General features: G+C 71.8%; 13 protein-coding genes. 1 reads left to right on the forward strand and 12 read right to left on the reverse strand.

What is annotated here, in order from left to right; translation table 11 throughout:
- The 4 genes from ACWDY5_RS34365 to guaB all read right to left on the reverse strand — a co-directional run bounded on the left by ACWDY5_RS34365 (position 1) and on the right by guaB (position 6,609).
- Positions 1-3,288 carry a hypothetical protein gene (locus tag ACWDY5_RS34365; protein WP_449726305.1) on the reverse strand — a complete coding sequence of 1,096 codons (3,288 nt, stop codon included), beginning with the start codon at positions 3,286-3,288 and terminating at the stop codon, positions 1-3.
- A 116-nt stretch (positions 3,289-3,404) separates the two neighbouring features.
- Positions 3,405-3,914 (reverse strand): GNAT family N-acetyltransferase, encoded by a 510-nt coding sequence (locus tag ACWDY5_RS34370; RefSeq protein WP_449726306.1) that lies wholly within the window; start codon positions 3,912-3,914, stop codon positions 3,405-3,407.
- Positions 3,911-5,038 (reverse strand): GuaB3 family IMP dehydrogenase-related protein, encoded by a 1,128-nt coding sequence (locus tag ACWDY5_RS34375; RefSeq protein WP_449726307.1) that lies wholly within the window; start codon positions 5,036-5,038, stop codon positions 3,911-3,913. Before ACWDY5_RS34375 ends, ACWDY5_RS34370 begins: the two co-directional genes overlap by 4 nt.
- A 59-nt stretch (positions 5,039-5,097) precedes the next feature.
- On the reverse strand, positions 5,098-6,609 hold the full coding sequence (gene guaB, locus ACWDY5_RS34380) for an IMP dehydrogenase (protein ID WP_252480631.1): 1,512 nt from the start codon (positions 6,607-6,609) through the stop codon (positions 5,098-5,100).
- A 139-nt stretch (positions 6,610-6,748) separates the two neighbouring features.
- On the opposite strand from guaB, the gene ACWDY5_RS34385 reads away from it, so the two are divergent.
- On the forward strand, positions 6,749-7,135 hold the full coding sequence (locus ACWDY5_RS34385) for a DUF5319 family protein (RefSeq protein ID WP_247755625.1): 387 nt from the start codon (positions 6,749-6,751) through the stop codon (positions 7,133-7,135).
- Positions 7,136-7,325: 190 nt separating this feature from the next.
- Here the strand turns inward: ACWDY5_RS34385 and ACWDY5_RS34390 are convergent, their stop codons facing one another.
- The 8 genes from ACWDY5_RS34390 to ACWDY5_RS34425 all read right to left on the reverse strand — a co-directional run bounded on the left by ACWDY5_RS34390 (position 7,326) and on the right by ACWDY5_RS34425 (position 14,411).
- Positions 7,326-8,660, reverse strand: a complete 1,335-nt coding sequence (locus ACWDY5_RS34390; protein ID WP_449726308.1) for a hypothetical protein — start codon at positions 8,658-8,660, stop codon at positions 7,326-7,328.
- A gap of 79 nt (positions 8,661-8,739) precedes the next feature.
- Positions 8,740-9,393: a DUF1345 domain-containing protein gene (locus ACWDY5_RS34395; protein WP_449726309.1), complete on the reverse strand. Its 654-nt coding sequence runs from the start codon at positions 9,391-9,393 to the stop codon at positions 8,740-8,742.
- On the reverse strand, positions 9,386-10,255 hold the full coding sequence (locus tag ACWDY5_RS34400; RefSeq protein ID WP_449726310.1) for a CPBP family intramembrane glutamic endopeptidase: 870 nt from the start codon (positions 10,253-10,255) through the stop codon (positions 9,386-9,388). The genes ACWDY5_RS34395 and ACWDY5_RS34400 overlap by 8 nt, the downstream gene beginning before the upstream one ends.
- Positions 10,255-11,391, reverse strand: coding sequence for a PrsW family intramembrane metalloprotease (locus ACWDY5_RS34405; protein WP_449726311.1), 1,137 nt, complete (start codon positions 11,389-11,391; stop codon positions 10,255-10,257). Before ACWDY5_RS34405 ends, ACWDY5_RS34400 begins: the two co-directional genes overlap by 1 nt.
- Positions 11,388-11,915, reverse strand: a complete 528-nt coding sequence (locus ACWDY5_RS34410) for a hypothetical protein (RefSeq protein ID WP_449726312.1) — start codon at positions 11,913-11,915, stop codon at positions 11,388-11,390. Before ACWDY5_RS34410 ends, ACWDY5_RS34405 begins: the two co-directional genes overlap by 4 nt.
- An 88-nt stretch (positions 11,916-12,003) precedes the next feature.
- Positions 12,004-12,984 (reverse strand): anti-sigma-D factor RsdA, encoded by a 981-nt coding sequence (locus ACWDY5_RS34415; protein ID WP_449726313.1) that lies wholly within the window; start codon positions 12,982-12,984, stop codon positions 12,004-12,006.
- A 2-nt stretch (positions 12,985-12,986) separates the two neighbouring features.
- Positions 12,987-13,559 (reverse strand): sigma-70 family RNA polymerase sigma factor, encoded by a 573-nt coding sequence (locus ACWDY5_RS34420; protein ID WP_185000298.1) that lies wholly within the window; start codon positions 13,557-13,559, stop codon positions 12,987-12,989.
- Positions 13,560-13,814: 255 nt separating this feature from the next.
- Positions 13,815-14,411: a response regulator transcription factor gene (locus tag ACWDY5_RS34425; protein WP_086781717.1), complete on the reverse strand. Its 597-nt coding sequence runs from the start codon at positions 14,409-14,411 to the stop codon at positions 13,815-13,817.
- Between the last annotated feature and the right edge of the window lie 799 nt (positions 14,412-15,210).

The raw sequence follows: 15,210 nt of genomic DNA on the forward strand, positions 1-15,210 counted from the left end.
TCAGGCGCCTTCCGCGAAAGCCGAGCAGTACTCCAGGATCGGGTCCCGGCGCAGGCCGGCCTCGGTGTAGGGAGCCATGAACTCGGCGAAGGTCAAGGTGCGCGGTGCGTCCAGCGCCGCGCGGGCATCGGTGTTCGGCGAACCGGCGAAGGTCTTCTCACAGCTGATCTCCACCGACTCGGAGAAGAACGCGATCTCGATGGTGATCGTGATGGTGGCCCGGCCGGAGACCACGCCGTGGTCGTAGCGCAGCTCCAGGTACAGCTCGATGGAGGCCGAGATCAGGCCGAGCACGTCGACCTCGCCGCGGGCCCGGAAGTACCCGGCCAGCTCCACCCCGTCGCCGTCGATCCGGAAGTAGATCCCGGCCATCACCGACAGGCTGCCGCTGGCCACGCCCAGGTTCATCGACACCGCCGCGCCGAACTCCAGCGCGCCCTCGCAGTAGAGCAAGCCCTGGGGGCTCAACGCGATGCCGAAGAACCCGCCGCCGCCGAAGAAGGCCACGGTGAGCCGGAACGGGGCCTCCCGGCGGCAGAAGGAGAAGCCGACCTCCATCCCGCTGCCGATGAAGGGCAGCCGGAAGTGCGCGTCCAGCCGGATGTTCTCCAGGCTGAACACCCCGATCGCCAGGCTGGGCAACGGCATCCCGTACCGCGCGGTGATGCCGTCCGCGCCCACGTCCAGGCTGGGCGGGTCGCTGAAGCCGTCGAAGGGGATGATGTTGCGCAGGCTCTGCACGAACGACAGTTCGTTCACGAAGGTCACGTCCCCGAAGGCCACCTCCACGTCCGGCTTCTTCCCTGCCCTGGCCAGGAAGCGGATCCGCTCGAAGTAGAGTTCGATCACGCCGACCAGGTTGATCTGGAAGTCCTCCAGCGAGCAGCTGACGTCCGCGCCGAGGGCCAGGTCCGGCCGCAGCGAGCCGCGCAGGTCCACCACCACGGCGAACCGGCCGCGCTCCCGGAAGACGAGCAGGTCCTTGTAGTTCTGGACCTTCGGCTCCCACTCCAACCGGGTGTTCACCGTCTCCGGCAGCGTGAAGTTCCTGGCCGCCTTGAGGATGGAGTCCTTGAGCGAGAACGCCGACCCGGCGGCGGAGGTCCAGGTGGCGGCCTGCGCGCGGACCCGTTCCAGGAAAGCCGGGACCGCGGGATCGATGCCTGCCGGGAGCTCGGCGATCAGGGCCTGCACCGCGTTGAGGAAGGCGTTGAACTTGGTCTCCACGTCGCCGATCGTCGGCGCCGCGCCGCCGGGGGCGAGGAACTCGCCGGTGACGTCCACGAACTCCACCGCGGTGCGCCGGACCTCTCTCGCTCGCTGCGCGATCTGGCTGAACCGCTGCTCCACCAGGTCCATCAGCTCCCGGATCCGGTGCAGGTCGGAGAGGAAGGAGGTGACCGCGTTGACCGTCTCGGTGAGGAACCGGGGCGCGCGCAGCGGCTCGTCCAGCCCGGCCGCCTGCACGATCGAGGACAGCGGGATGAGGCCGAACAGGTTGGCGCCCAAGGTGTCCAGCACATCGGCCGGGTTGAACGTGCCGGCCGCCGCGGTGGCCAGCGTGCCGCCGACCGGGCCGGTGATCCGGGACATCCCGGCCACCTTGATCGAGGGCGCGGCCAGTCCGCCGGAGCGGTCCCGCCCGCCGTTGGCCTCGAAGTCCAGCGACACGTTCGCCTTGACCTCGACGAAGACCTCACCCTTGTTCGGCGAGTCCGCCCGGTCCGCGGCGCTGGGGAAACCGGCCACCGCGTACTGCTCGGCGTACCCGATCGGCACCGCCTCCGCCGCTCCGGTCAACCGGCTGGCCGCGGCCACCACGGCCTTGGCCCCGGCCACGATCGGCGCGAACCGGGCGAACTCCGAGGGCGGCAGCTCCTCCCACTGCTGGGGCGCGCGCAGCTCCCAGGTCAGCTCGGTGGTGTCCAGGCTGGTGTCGTCCACCCGCGCGCTGTCGGCGTAGGCCAGCGCCTGCCCGCCGAGGCTGACCACCCGGTTGGCCGGGGCGTTCTGGTAGGTGGCCAGCACCTGGGGCAGGCGCTGCGCGTTGTGCTGGGCGGGCACGAACAGCAACGGCGTGCGGAACTCCACCGCGCGCCGGTTGCGGTCCAGCCCGACCGCCTTGAACTGGAACGGTTTCTCCGCCTGCGTCTCCGGGAAGAACTCCTCCTCGGTGTCCCCGACCAGGTCCGGGGTGACCAGGGTGAGCAGCCGGACCTGGCGGAAGGGGAACAGGTGGTTGAACTTGTGCTCGGTGCCGGGCGCGGTGAGGTCCACGCCCGGCTTGAACTCCCGCACCGGCTCGCGCACCACCACGAAGATCCGCTGCCGCAGGTAGGCCGGGTTGCCGGGCCGGTCGGGGTGGAACTTGCGCTCGGTGATGGTCACCTTGACCGCGCGGTGGCCGAACGGGGCCAGGAACCCGGCCTCCACCACCCGCACGTAGTGGTCCCGGCCCAGCGCGGCCCGGTGCCGCCACTCCACCAGGTCGATCCCGGCCGGGCGGTGCTCGGACCAGTCGCCGTGGCTGTCCAGGTAGCCGCCCAGCGCGCTGAGCACCAGGTGGTGCAGCTCGACCGGCCGGGGCAGGTAGGGCTGGCCGGTCTCGGTGCGCAGGTCGTGGCTGGCGGTCAGGTGCACGATGTCCCGCCGGTGCTCCGGCCGGAGCGAGGCCGGGAACGGGCCGGGCGGCACCGGGGAGCCCACTGGCGGCGCGGTGTCCCCGGTGAAGTCCCTGGTCCACACCGCGCGGGCGGTCCGGCCGCGCAGCCGGGTGTGCCACAGCTCGACCCGGCCGCTTTCCGGTGGCGCCTCGGCGCGGTGCACCCAGCGGTCGGCCGAGCGCGGGGACAGGTACAGCCGGTAGGGCAGCTCGATCGCGGTGCGCGGGTCGTTCACCCGGTCCCGCAACGGGTTCTCCGGCACGCCCGGCCCGTCCGCGACCGGCACCACCCGCATCGGCAGCGTGCGCAGCGCGGCCAGCAGACCGGCCTCCTCGTAGGGCACCCGCTCCCCGGCGCCGACGGTGAACACCAGCTGGCCGCCACCGGCGATCCGGGCCGCCACCGGCGGGGCCGAGGGGTTGCCCGCCGGTTCCGGGAAGGCCTCCTCCAGCAGGTGCTGCGGCGGCAGCGCGACCACGATCAGGCCGTCCTGCCCGGCGACCGAGGGCACCAGCCTGCGCCGGAACGCATCCTCGAACTTCAGGCCGCGGAAGGCGAAGCTGAGGTCGAGCAGGTCGGCAGGGCGCAGCAGGCGCACTGGCGCCGGGAACTCGTCGGCAGGCATGCGCCCTCCCCCTTGGTCGGCGACTACCGCACCGAAGCTAGGGGAAAGCGCCTACCTGGACAGCAGGCCGAGGAGCCACCGAACGGGCGGCCGCACTCGCCCTTCCGGCCGCGCGTTCAGGCCAGGTCGGCCCGGAGGATGGCGTAGGCGACGAGGTCCCTGCGCACCCCGTCGCGCAGCTGGGCCCCGCGCAGCACACCCTCGCGGCGCAGCCCCGCCTTCTCCAGCGCGCGCTGCTCGGCCCGGTTCTCCACGTCGGTGGAGGCCTCCACCCGGTCCAGGTCGGTGCTGGCGAACAGGTGCTCCACCAGCAGCCGCTGGGCGGCCGAGCCGAGGCCGCGGCCACGGGCCGAGGGCAGCAGCGCGATGCCGAAGTTCCACGCGGTGCAGGAGCGGGCCGGGCCGTAGCTGACCGGGTGCCAGGTCACGCCGCCGACCAGTTCGCCGGTGATCTGGTCCAGCACCGCGGCGCGCCCGGAGACCTCGAAGCGCACCAGCGGCTCCTGCTCGTCCCGGTCCACGTCGAAGGCGCCGTCGCTGCCCTCGCGCAGCACGTCCTCATCGCCCGGCCCGAACTGGACGAGGGCGATGAGGTCGTTCTCCGCGAGGATCGTCCTGGGGCTCACTTGCGAACCGTCAGGCCGACCTTCTGGAACTCCTTCAGGTCCGAGTAGCCGGTCTTGGCCATCGCCCGCCGCAGCGCCCCGAAGAGGTTCAGCGTGCCGTACGGGCTGGTGGCCGGGCCGAACAGGACCGACTCCAGGCTGTGCCCGCTGGTGAAGCCGTAGACGTCGCTGCGCGGCAGCGAGGGGTGCGCGGCCGCCGCGGTCCAGTAGTAGCCCTGGCCGGGCAGGTCCTCGGCCTCGGTGAGCGCCTCGCCGAGCATCACCGCGTCCGCGCCGCAGGCGATGGCCTTGGCGAGGTCGCCGGAGTAGGTGAGCCCACCGTCGGCGATCACGTGCACGTACCGGCCGCCGGTCTCGTCCAGGTAGTCGCGGCGGGCGGCCGCGGCCTCGGCGATCGCGGTGGCCATCGGCACCCCGATGCCCAGCACCCGGTTGGTGGTGCTGGCCTGGGACTGGCCGTAGCCGACGATCACCCCGGCCGCGCCGGTGCGCATCAGGTGCATCGCGGTGCGGTAGTCGCCCACCCCACCGGCGATCACCGGGATGTCCAGGTCGGCGATGAACCGCTTGAGGTTCAGCGGCTCACCGTCCCTGGAGACGTGCTCGGCGGAGATGATGGTGCCCTGCACGATGAGGATCTCCACGCCCGCGGCCAGCAGGTCGGGGGTCAGCTCCTCGGCGTGCTGCGGGCTGACCCGCACCGCCACCGTGTTGCCGGACTCGCGCACGGTGCGGATGGCCTCGGTGAGCAGGTCCACCCTGATCGGCGCGGCGTGCAGCTCCTGCAGCATGCGCACCGCGGCCGAGGGGTCCTCCTGCTCGTCGGCGGCCTGCACCACCCGGAACAGCGCGTCCTCGGCGTTGGCGTGCCGCGCCCAGACCCCCTCGGCGTTGAGCACGCCGAGCCCGCCGAGCTCGCCGAAGCGCACCGCGGTGGCCGGCGAGACGATCGCGTCGGTGGGGTGGGTGATCAGCGGGATGTCGAAGCGGTAGGCGTCGATCCGCCAGTCCAGCGACACGTCCTTGGAGGAGCGGGTGCGCCGGGAGGGCACGATCTCGATGTCGTCAAGCCCGTAGGCACGCAGCGCGGTGCGCCCGGCACCGATCTCCACCTGGTCCCGCACGTCGATCCTCTCTCACTGTGACAACTGCACTGACTGCCGGGAATGTCCGTTGTGGACGGTTACCGGGTGGTGTAGTTCGGCGCTTCCACGGTCATCGTGATGTCGTGCGGGTGGCTCTCCTTGAGCCCGGCCGCGGTGATCCGGACCAGCTGGGCCTGCTGCAGCTGCGTGATGGTGGCCGCGCCGGCGTAGCCCATGCCCGAGCGCAGGCCGCCGACCAGCTGGTGCACCACGTTGGACAGCGGGCCGCGGAACGGGATCCGGCCCTCGATGCCCTCCGGCACCAGCTTGTCCTCGCTGAGCACGTCGTCCTGGAAGTAGCGGTCCTTGGAGTAGGACTTGGCCTGGCCACGGGACTGCATCGCGCCCAGGGAGCCCATGCCGCGGTAGGTCTTGTACTGCTTGCCGTTGTGCAGGATCAGCTCGCCGGGCGCCTCCGCGGTGCCGGCCAGCAGGCTGCCCAGCATGACCGTGCTGGCACCGGCCGCGATGGCCTTGGCGATGTCGCCGGAGTACTGGATGCCGCCGTCGCCGATGACCGGCACCCCGGCGGGGGCGCAGGCCAGCGAGGCCTCGTAGATCGCGGTGATCTGCGGCGCGCCCACTCCGGCCACCACGCGGGTGGTGCAGATGGAGCCGGGGCCGACGCCGACCTTCACGCCGTCCGCACCCGCGTCGACCAGCGCCTGCGCGCCGGCCCGGGTGGCCACGTTGCCGCCGATGATGTCGGTGGACTCGCCCAGCTCCTGCTTGAGCTTGGCCACCATGTCCAGCACGTTGCGCGAGTGCGCGTGCGCGGAGTCCACCACGATCGCGTCCACGCCCGCGTCCACCAGGGCCATCGCCCTGCGGTAGGCGTCGTCGCCGACACCGACCGCGGCGCCGACCACCAGGCGGCCGTCCGGGTCCTTGGTGGCCAGCGGGTACTGGTCGGTCTTGACGAAGTCCTTGACCGTGATCAGGCCGCGCAGCTTGCCGTCGCCGTCGATGATCGGCAGCTTCTCCACCTTGTGCCGCCGCAGCAGCCCCAGCGCGGCCTCGGCCGACACGCCGACGTGCGCGGTGACCAGCGGCATCTGGGTCATCACCTCGCGCACCGGGCGGGAGTGGTCGACCTCGAAGCGCATGTCCCGGTTGGTGATGATGCCGACCAGGCGGCCCTGCGCGTCGGTGACCGGCAGGCCGGAGATGCGGAACCGGCGGCAGCGCTCGTCCACCTCGGCCAGCGTGTCGTCCGGGGAGCAGGTGACCGGGTCGGTGACCATGCCCGCCTCGGAGCGCTTGACCACCTCGGCCTGCGCGGCCTGCTCGTCGACGGAGAGGTTGCGGTGCAACACGCCGATACCGCCCTGGCGGGCCATGGAGATGGCCATCCGGGCCTCGGTGACGGTGTCCATGGCCGAGGAGACCACCGGCACCCGCAGGGTGATGTTGCGGGACACCCGGCTGGAGGTGTCGACCGCGCCGGGCACGACATCGGACTCGGCAGGCAAGAGGAGGACGTCGTCGAAGGTCAGGCCGAGCATGGCGAACTTCGGCGGGATGCCGTGAGCGGTGAGCTCGCTGGTCATGACTGGTGTCGGCCTTCCTGGTGCGCCGGTCACACGGTGGTTCCCGCCGGCCAGGTGGAGCCAGCGGAACGGGTGACCACATGCTAACCGGCCGACCGGCGGCAACACCTCCGGCCGCAAGCCAGGTACCGTGCCCCACGTGCCGCACAACGCGTTGCCGCCCGATCCCTTCGCCGGGGACCCGGAGGACCCGGCCCTGGTGCTGGGCGAGGCAGAGGAGGAAACGGCCGAGCCCCTCGGCGAGGACGAGCGCGCCGACCTGCTCGCCGACCTGGCCGACCTGGCCGTCTACCAGGCACTTCTGGAGCCGCGTGGGCTCCGTGGCATCGTCGTGGACTGCGGCGACTGCCGGGAGCCGCACTACCACGACTGGGAGCTGCTGCGCTCCAGTCTCCAGCAGTTGCTCGACGACGGCCGGATGCGCCCGCACGAGCCCGCCTACGACCCCGACCCGGCCAGCTACGTCAGCTGGGAGTACTGCCGGGGCTACGCGGATGGCGTAACTCACACCGAGGGCGAGCGTTAGGCAGCTCACGGTGGACCAGGTGTGCGATCCGGCGCGCCTGGTGCCGCGTCATCCCATTCGGTGAACCCGCTGAGCGCGGGCCGGCACAGAACATGACCACGCCGTCACGGTGCGCAGTCACCGGCACCGTCCACAATGGAACCTGCCCTGGCGCCGTGCTCCCGGGGCGGCCGGGAGCACGGCGTCCAGGTCAGGGTCGCGCGATCCGGCTCGGGGCGGCCGCGTTGTCGTTCCAGGCCTGCTGCCGGTTCGCCGGGGTCACGCACACGTCGTCACCTGGCCAGGCCTCCCGCCACACATAGCCCTGCACGCAGGTGTGCGGGCCGTAGGGGCCGTGGTACCAGCGGCCGTGGGTGGCGTTGTTGTCCGCGGCGGTCTGCTGGCGGACCGCGCCGGTGACGCACACGTAGTCGTGCTGGTCGCCGTCCCGCCACACCCAGCCGCTCTGGCAGGCGTTGGGGCCGTAGGTGGCGCCCTGCACGGTGTTCGTGCTCACCGTGACCGAGGCGGTGTTGCCGCTGATGCCGTTGATCCGCACGGACACCCCGTTGGCGTCCAGGGACTGCACCGGGTGCCGGTCGCCGCCCCTGGTGCGCAGCAGGTACGGCGTGCCCTCGCGCACCTCGTTCAGCAGCACGATGTCAGCCGGGATGCCCGCGCTCCAGCCGGTCTTCTTGCGGAACTCCACCGTGTAGTAGCGGTACGGGTCGTTGGCGTCGAACGGGATGCGCAGCAGCTGGGTGCCGGCCGTGCCAGGGGTTTCCAGCGCGGAGAGGGTGATGGTGCGGGTGCGCACGCCGTCCGCGCCGAGGGTGAACACCCGGTCCCTGGGCAGCCAGCCGAGCTTGTCCCGGAAGTAGCCGTTGAGCCCGACCGCGCTGGTGCCGAAGCGCGCGGTCTGGAAGGTGTGGATGTTCATCGCGGACTGGATGTCCCACGGGTTGTCGTACTCGCCGATCTGCGCCCACTCCACGTTGCGGTAGGTCGGGTCGTCGGAGAAGGAGTGGCCGAGGCCGTAGCCGTGCAGCATCTCGTGCGCGGCGAAGCCGACGTTCCACGCGCCCGGGTCGAGCAGCACCCGGTCGCCCGCCGCGCCGGAGTCCACCCAGTCGTTGAGGATGGCGATGATCCGGTGGCCGCCGGGCACGGTGTAGCCGTTGCCGGCCGCGGTGTTCACGCAGTCCTGGATCCGGTCCCAGCGGGTCTTCGGCCGCTGCTGCTCCAGGGTGAACGGCATCGTGTACCAGCCGCGCACCACCGAGCCGTGCAGGGTCACCCGGCCGCGGGACTCCTCGGTGAAGTAGTCGGCCAGCCCGCCTTGGCCCGCGCCGTCCTGGGTCAGGAAGTCGCGGAAGAACTGCTGGTTCTGCGGCTCCTGCGGCTTGTCCTTGAACTTGCACAGCAGCACCGACCAGCCGGTCTGCCCGCGCACCGGCACCGCCTGCGCCGGATTCGCCAGCACCAGCCCGATTCCGCCTGCCAGCAGGGTCAGCGCCAGCGCCGCCCAGGTCCGATATCGCCTCATAGCGCGAAAATTAGCCAGCGCAACGCAAAAACCGACCTCGGCTGCCCCTGCCCCCGCACCTTGGGGCGGCAGCACTGCACTATCGCCCGGTCAGCACGCCGATCGCGATGCCCAGCAGGGCGGTGTTGTACAGGAAGGACATCGTGCTGTGCACCAGCACCGCGTAGCGCAGCTCGCGGTGCCGCACGGTCACATCGGACACCGCGAACGAGGTGCCGATGGTGAAGGCGAAGTAGGCGAAGTCGGCCAGGTTCGGCTCCGGCTCGTCGGGGAAACCGAGGCCCTGCCCGCCGCACAGCTCGTAGTGCAGGTGCGCGTACCGCTCGGCGAAGCCGAAGTGCAGCATCAGCCAGGCGAAGATGATGGTCGGCGCGCCGATCAGCTTGATCAGGAAGGTGGAGTCGCCGTCCGCGCCGAACTGCTCGTACAGCACGATCATCAGCCCGGAGAGCACGCCGACCAGGCTGGCCAGCACGGTGGCCACGAAGCCCAGCCTGCGCCCGGCCACCGTGCTCAGCCAGGCCGGTGAGCCGTCGGCCCGCTCGTCCATGCCGAGCCGGGCCCGGCGGACCCGGCGCCAGCGCAGCAGCACGTAGCCGAAGGCGACCAGGTTCCACCCCGCGAGCAGCAGCACGCTGGACAGGCTGACCGCCTCGCCCAGCACCGCGGCCAGGCCGAGCAGGATCAGCACCAGCTCGCCGAGGCGGTACACCAGCCTGCGCGGGCTAACCACGGACCGCCTTCCTGGCCGGGGCGAACACCAGCGCGCAGCCCAGCGCCAGCGCGACCGTGGTCACCACGCTGGCCTCCAGGCCGAAGGCCGCGCCGTTGACGATGCTGGGCTCGCCGCCGCGCAGGGTCAGCAGCGCGGTGCTCACCTCGGTGCCGGAGACCGAGGCGCCGAAGACGTTGCCCTGCACCCAGTTCCACATCAGGTGGAACCCGCACACGCCCCACAGCCCACCCTCGGCGATCGCCCAGCCCGCGGTGAACAGCCCGTACAGCAGCAGGTTCAGCACCGCGAGCACCTGGAGGCCGCCCACGTTGCCGGTGTGCAGCGCGGCGAACAGCGCGGCCTGCACCAGCACCGCGGCCACCACTCCCCACCGCCTGGTCAGCGCCTGGAGCAGGAAACCCCGGCACAGCAGCTCCTCGGTGGAGCCCTGGATCGCATACGCGGCAAGGGCCAGCAGCGCGCCGGGCAGCAGCGACCAGCTCGGCCCGCCGGTGAACGACATATGTCCACTGAGGACAGTGACCAGCACGATCCCGCCGAAGACCAGGAAGGCCGCCAGCGCGCCGAGCGCCAGCCCGCGCGGCGAGGTGGTGAAGCCCGCGCTGGCGAACGGCCGTCGCTCCTTGAACCGGATCCACAGCCACAGCACCAGCGCCACCGGCGCGAACCCGCCGACCAGCATGGCCACCTGACCGCGCAGGTTCCCGGTCTGCGGCGTGGCCGATCCGGTCAGCAGCAGGTTGGCTGCCAGGCCGCCCGCGCCGCCGACCAGCAGCATCGCCAGCACCACCACGACAAGGGCGAGCCAGGGGCCGGTAGGGTGCCGGGCGGTGTCCATACCGGTGAGGAAGGGACTCATCAGGCTCCTCGCTGCTCCAGGGCGAGACGAGCATGCCGTACGTCGTGCCGGGCCCGGTCGACGGCCGGGTCCAGCTCGTGGTCGACGCTGTTCTCCAGCGCGATGGCCAGCGCCAGCTGCGCGTCCTGGAGGCGGCGCATCCGTTGCGCGCCAAGGGGTCCGTGCGTACGCCGGGCGAGCTTGCGGGCCTTGCGCCTGGCCTGGCCGGTGCGCAGCGCGGCCACCTCCGGCGGCGTGATGATCTCCGGGTCCTCCTCGTGCACGGTGGCCGCGAACCAGGCGAACTCCCGCCGCGCGGTGTACCGGTAGACCAGGCTGAACAGCAGCACCAGCACCGCGTACTTGGCCAGCGCGCCGAGCACGCCCAGCTGCCCGAGCAGCGGGGAGTTCCACAGCACGTGCAGGCCGTACCCGGTCAGCACCGAGGCCGCCGCGACCAGCGCGCGGTGGCCGTGGCTCCGGTCAGTGGCGGTGCGCGCGTAGCCCAGGCCGAACCCGGCGATACCGGTGAAGACCACGTGCGCGCCGACCCCGAACAGCAGCCGGGACACCGAGCTGCCCAGCGCGGCGGAGAAGTCGTCGTTGACGTCGGTGAGCGCGGCGTTGACCGCGTAGCCGAAGTTCTCCAGCGCCTCGAAGCCCAGCCCGATCATCGCGCCGTAGACCAGCCCGTCCAGCGACCGGTGCAGGTGCTCGCGCACGATCACCAGGACGGCCACCACGCCGAGCCCCTTGAGCCACTCCTCCGACAGCGGCCCGGCCAGCGCCGCGCCCCAGTCCGCGGCGAAGGCCGCGCCACCGGTCTTGCCGGCCAGGCTGAGCAGCGCGCCGTTGGCCGGGGCGGCCACCGCGGGTGCGATGAACGCGCCCCACAGGAAGGCCAGCGCCAGCAGCACCGGCGGTTCCTTCTCGAACAGGTCCAGCCGCCGGATCAGCACGGTGAACACCACCACCAGCAGGCACTGCGCCAGCACCGCGGTGACCGCCGCGACCGGAGCCGCGCGCGCCGCGTAGAGGTCACCACTGGCGAAGGAGCGCAGGCCGAAGACCAGCAGGACCAGGTAGGCCCAGAGCATCGGGCGGCGCAGCAGCGTGGCCCAGCCCGCGCGCGGGGCCACCGGCGAGGTGATCGTCACGGCTGGACCACCACACCGTCCAGCAGTCCCCGCAGCACCGGCGCGGACAGCCCCCGCGCTGAGACGGTGACCACCGGCCCCGGCCCGCCGAGCAGCACCAGCGTGCCACCACCGAACTCACCGACCAGTCCGGTCAGCCCGCTCGCCGTGCGCAGCTCCCCGACCGGCGTGACCGGCCGTCCCCGCAACGCGTACAGCCGCCCGATCCGGGCGAAGGTCACCGCCGGGTCCACCACTCCGGTCTTCAACTCCACGGTGCAGCTCGACCCGCCCTGCGCGGCCGAGACGCTGTCCGGGGGCTGGCTGGCCGCCTGCCGGAACCCGGCCAGCGGGCTCAGGTCCACCCGCGCCGTGCCGGTGCCGTCGGCGGAGCGCAGCAGCGCCTCGTCCCCGGCCCGCACGAGCACGGCTGGTTCGGCCACGGTGGCATCGGCCAGCAGCGGCAGCACCAGCATGCCGAACACCCCGGTGAGCACGCCCAGCGCGCCCCACAGACCACGCCACTCGATCACCGGACCGCGCATCGCTCCACAGTGGACCGGCCGGGTACCGGTGGCAACAACGCGAACACCCCCTGTTCGAGTGACGAACAGGGGGTGCCGAGGTCTGGCTTCAGCTGTGGTCGGTCAGCGCCGGGGTCTCCGCCGCGGACTGCGCCGGGCTGGCCGGCGGTGGCGGAGGAGGCGGGGGCGGCGGGTTGTTCTCGGTGCTGCGGCCACCGCTGCTGCTGTTGCCACCGCTGGGCGACTCCGACGGCGAGGTGGTCGTGCTCGACGGCGGGGTGGTCGTGGTGGTGGCCGGCGGGGTGGTCGTGGTCGACGGCGGCGTCGTGGTGGTGCTCGGCGGCGGCGCGGGCGGATCCGACTTGGAGGTCGTGGCCGGCGGCGGCACGACCACCGGCGGCGGCTGCTCCGACGGGTTGCCGGTGCCCGGCGTCGGCGGCTCGCCGACCTGTTCCTTCAGCGTCTCGTGCTGCTGGGCCAGGGTGTCCTTGCCGTCCTCGGCCGCGACCGCGGCCAGCGCGGCGGCGGCCCGCTCCAGCGCGGCCTTGGCGATGTCCGGCCTGCCCTGCCGCAACGCGTTGCTGGCGATGTCCAGGTCCGCGCGCACCGAGGCGGCGGCCTCCACCGACCGGGCGTGGTCGGCGTAGAGCACCCTGGTCAGTCCCCAGAGGGTGTCGCCGGGCTCGGCGGTGCGGGCGGCCAGCCCGACCCCGGTGAACCCGATCGCCAGCACCGCCGCGGCCGTGGCCAGCGGAATGAGAAAGCGGTGCCGCCGACGGCTCTGCGTCTTGGCGGCCTCGATGGTGGCCAGCGCGGTGTCGATGTCGACCAGCTCGCCGATCGGCTCCGCGTCCACGTCCCGCCGCCAGGACAGCAGCAGGGCGGAGAGCTCCTGGTCGCCGAGGGAGCGGTTCGCGTCGTGGTGCGTGCCGGCCAGGCTGTCCAGCAGCATGTCGTCCGCGCGGACGGCCATCAGGTCGACCGGCCCGTCGACCTCGCCGTGGTCGGTGGTCAACGGGTCCTCGGGCGCCAGTGCCCCGGCGCGCCGCCGTGCCAGTTCGACGTCGCCTTGGTTGTGCTGCTCGGCCATGTTCAGACCACCTCCTCCGGTGCCAAGGTCTTGCGGAGCCTGGCGAGCGCCCGATGCTGGGCCACCCGCACCGCTCCCGGGGTTGAGCCGACCGCGTCCGCGGTCTCCTCGGCGGACAGACCTACCACGACCCGGAGGAGCAGGATCTCCCGCTGCTTCGCGGGCAGCACCCGCAACAGCTGGGCCATCCGCTCGGACAGCTCACCGTGCATGGCCCGCTGTTCCGGACCGGCCTCGGTCTCCGGGGCGTCAGGCACCTCGGGGACCGGTTCCGACCGGTTGCGGGCAGCGCTGCGATGCGCGTCAGCCACCTTGTGCGCGGCAATGCCGTACACAAATGCCAGGAACGGGCGTCCCTGGTCGCGGTAGCTGGGCAACGCCGTCAGCACGGCGAGACACACCTCCTGGGCGACATCGTCCGCGGAAGCGTACGAACGTTCCTGCCTGCCTACCCGGGCGCGGCAGTACCGCACCACCAAGGGACGGATCGACGCCAGCAGACGGCCGATCGACTCTCGGTCGCCGCCGATCGCGGCGCCTACGACGGCGTCCAGTCCGTCCCCCGTGTTGGTCATCGTGGTGAGTAGCCCTGGTGTTACGCGCTGACGGACTGACATAAACGATTCACCGACCGTGGCCCGCCCTCCCGGTCGGCTTCACCGTACCCGCCGGGATGCGGAGAAGAGAGTGCCGGGGCGCAGACCGTGGGGAAAGCGAGACCAGGAGCTCAGGCGTCCTGGCCTCGTGCGAATGGGTCTGAGCATGACAGCAGGTAGCCCGGCGGTACGCCGAGCTACCTGCTTCGTCAGCGAGTATGTGAGCCGTGGTGGTCAGGAGACCAGGCCGCGGCGGAAACCGTGCGCGACCGCCTGGGCGCGGTCCCGGACGCCGAGCTTGCGGAACAGCCGCCGGGCGTGCGTCTTCACCGTGTCCTCGGACAGGTACAGCTCGCGACCGATCTGGCCGTTGCTCTTGCCCTGGCTCATGCCGCGCAGGACCTGCAGTTCACGCTCGGTGAGCTGCACGCCCGGGTCGGACGGCTGCCGGGGAGCGGGCACCGAGGTGCTCGCCAGGGTGTGCGCCAGCGCGGCGACCAGCTCGGGCCGCGAGGCGTCCCAGCGCAGGTACCCACGGGCGCCGCCGGCGATGGCCGCGGCGATGCTGCCCGCGTCGTCCGGAGCGCCGAAGACGATCACGTTGGCCTGCGGGTGCGCCGAGACGAGACGCCGAGTGGCCTCTACCCCGGTCGGCACCGCGCGCTGGGTTCCCACCAGGACGACGTCGACCGCCTGCCGGGAGAAGCGCGCGAGCAGCTCGTCGCCGTGACCGACACAGTCGATGCGGCTGACCCCAGGGACGGCCGACATCACGCGAGTGAGACCCTCCCGGACGCTTCGCCGGTCATCACAGATCAAGACCGTCGTCACCGGGGACTCCTTCCTACAGCTGAGTGACGTTCCAACTCCCCTATCGGACGCTGACGGCGGAACCTTGACACGATCTGGTGCTTAATCCGTCAAGAAATTCATCCGGCTGGCCGCATCCCCCGGTTCACTAGAACGGAGCAACCACGAGGGTAACCACGCAGATCGGGCGGCCAACCGCCGTCCGGACGCGTCGGTACGGCCTAACACCGTGGTCAGAGCGTCGCGAGCGCCATTCCGGTGATATCCGACCCGATCGGGTTCAGCCTCCGACAGCAGTAACGCTGGCGGCCAGACGAGCGGCCACAGGCCGTGCCGACTGGCGTTTTTGATCACCCTGTGTAGAAAATCCACTCCGGTGGGTAACCCGAGGACCTGCTCCGTCACGCCCAGGACCAGCTCTGACTTGGTTTGATGGCGCACCGAAACCGTGGTGTGAGCTACGTCACATGCCAGTTTACTCGCTGGTAGGGCCCGGTGCGGATGACCTTGGGCAAGCGCGATCTCAGCCTCGACCCAGCCGAGGCGGACCCGGGGACGCCAGCAGGGGTCACTTCCGAGAGTCAAAACCGCTTCGGCGTGCAACCGGGCGGCGGCGGTGAGGCGACCGCGGCCGATCGCGTCGGCGGCCAGGCCGAGGAGGACGTCGACGACGATGGCGCGGAGGGGCTCGGGAGAGGGCGGCGGCGCGGCGGATGGGACGGCGGGCCGCGCGACGGCGGGCGGGAGGGCGGGCCGCCCTGGTGCACAACGAGTTCGGCCTTGAGCTGAGCCTGCGCCAGCTCTTCGCCGCCCCCACCAT

It is taken from the genome of Crossiella sp. NPDC003009 (assembly GCF_053591555.1).

Coding starts and splice junctions, on each gene's coding strand:
- ACWDY5_RS34415 (WP_449726313.1), bottom strand. CDS start 12,984: ATGGCCGAGCAGCACAACCAAGGCGACGTCGAACTGGCACGGCGGCGC.
- ACWDY5_RS34420 (WP_185000298.1), bottom strand. CDS start 13,559: ATGACCAACACGGGGGACGGACTGGACGCCGTCGTAGGCGCCGCGATC.
- ACWDY5_RS34390 (WP_449726308.1), bottom strand. CDS start 8,660: ATGAGGCGATATCGGACCTGGGCGGCGCTGGCGCTGACCCTGCTGGCA.
- ACWDY5_RS34410 (WP_449726312.1), bottom strand. CDS start 11,915: ATGCGCGGTCCGGTGATCGAGTGGCGTGGTCTGTGGGGCGCGCTGGGC.
- guaB (WP_252480631.1), bottom strand. CDS start 6,609: ATGACCAGCGAGCTCACCGCTCACGGCATCCCGCCGAAGTTCGCCATG.
- ACWDY5_RS34365 (WP_449726305.1), bottom strand. CDS start 3,288: ATGCCTGCCGACGAGTTCCCGGCGCCAGTGCGCCTGCTGCGCCCTGCC.
- ACWDY5_RS34400 (WP_449726310.1), bottom strand. CDS start 10,255: ATGAGTCCCTTCCTCACCGGTATGGACACCGCCCGGCACCCTACCGGC.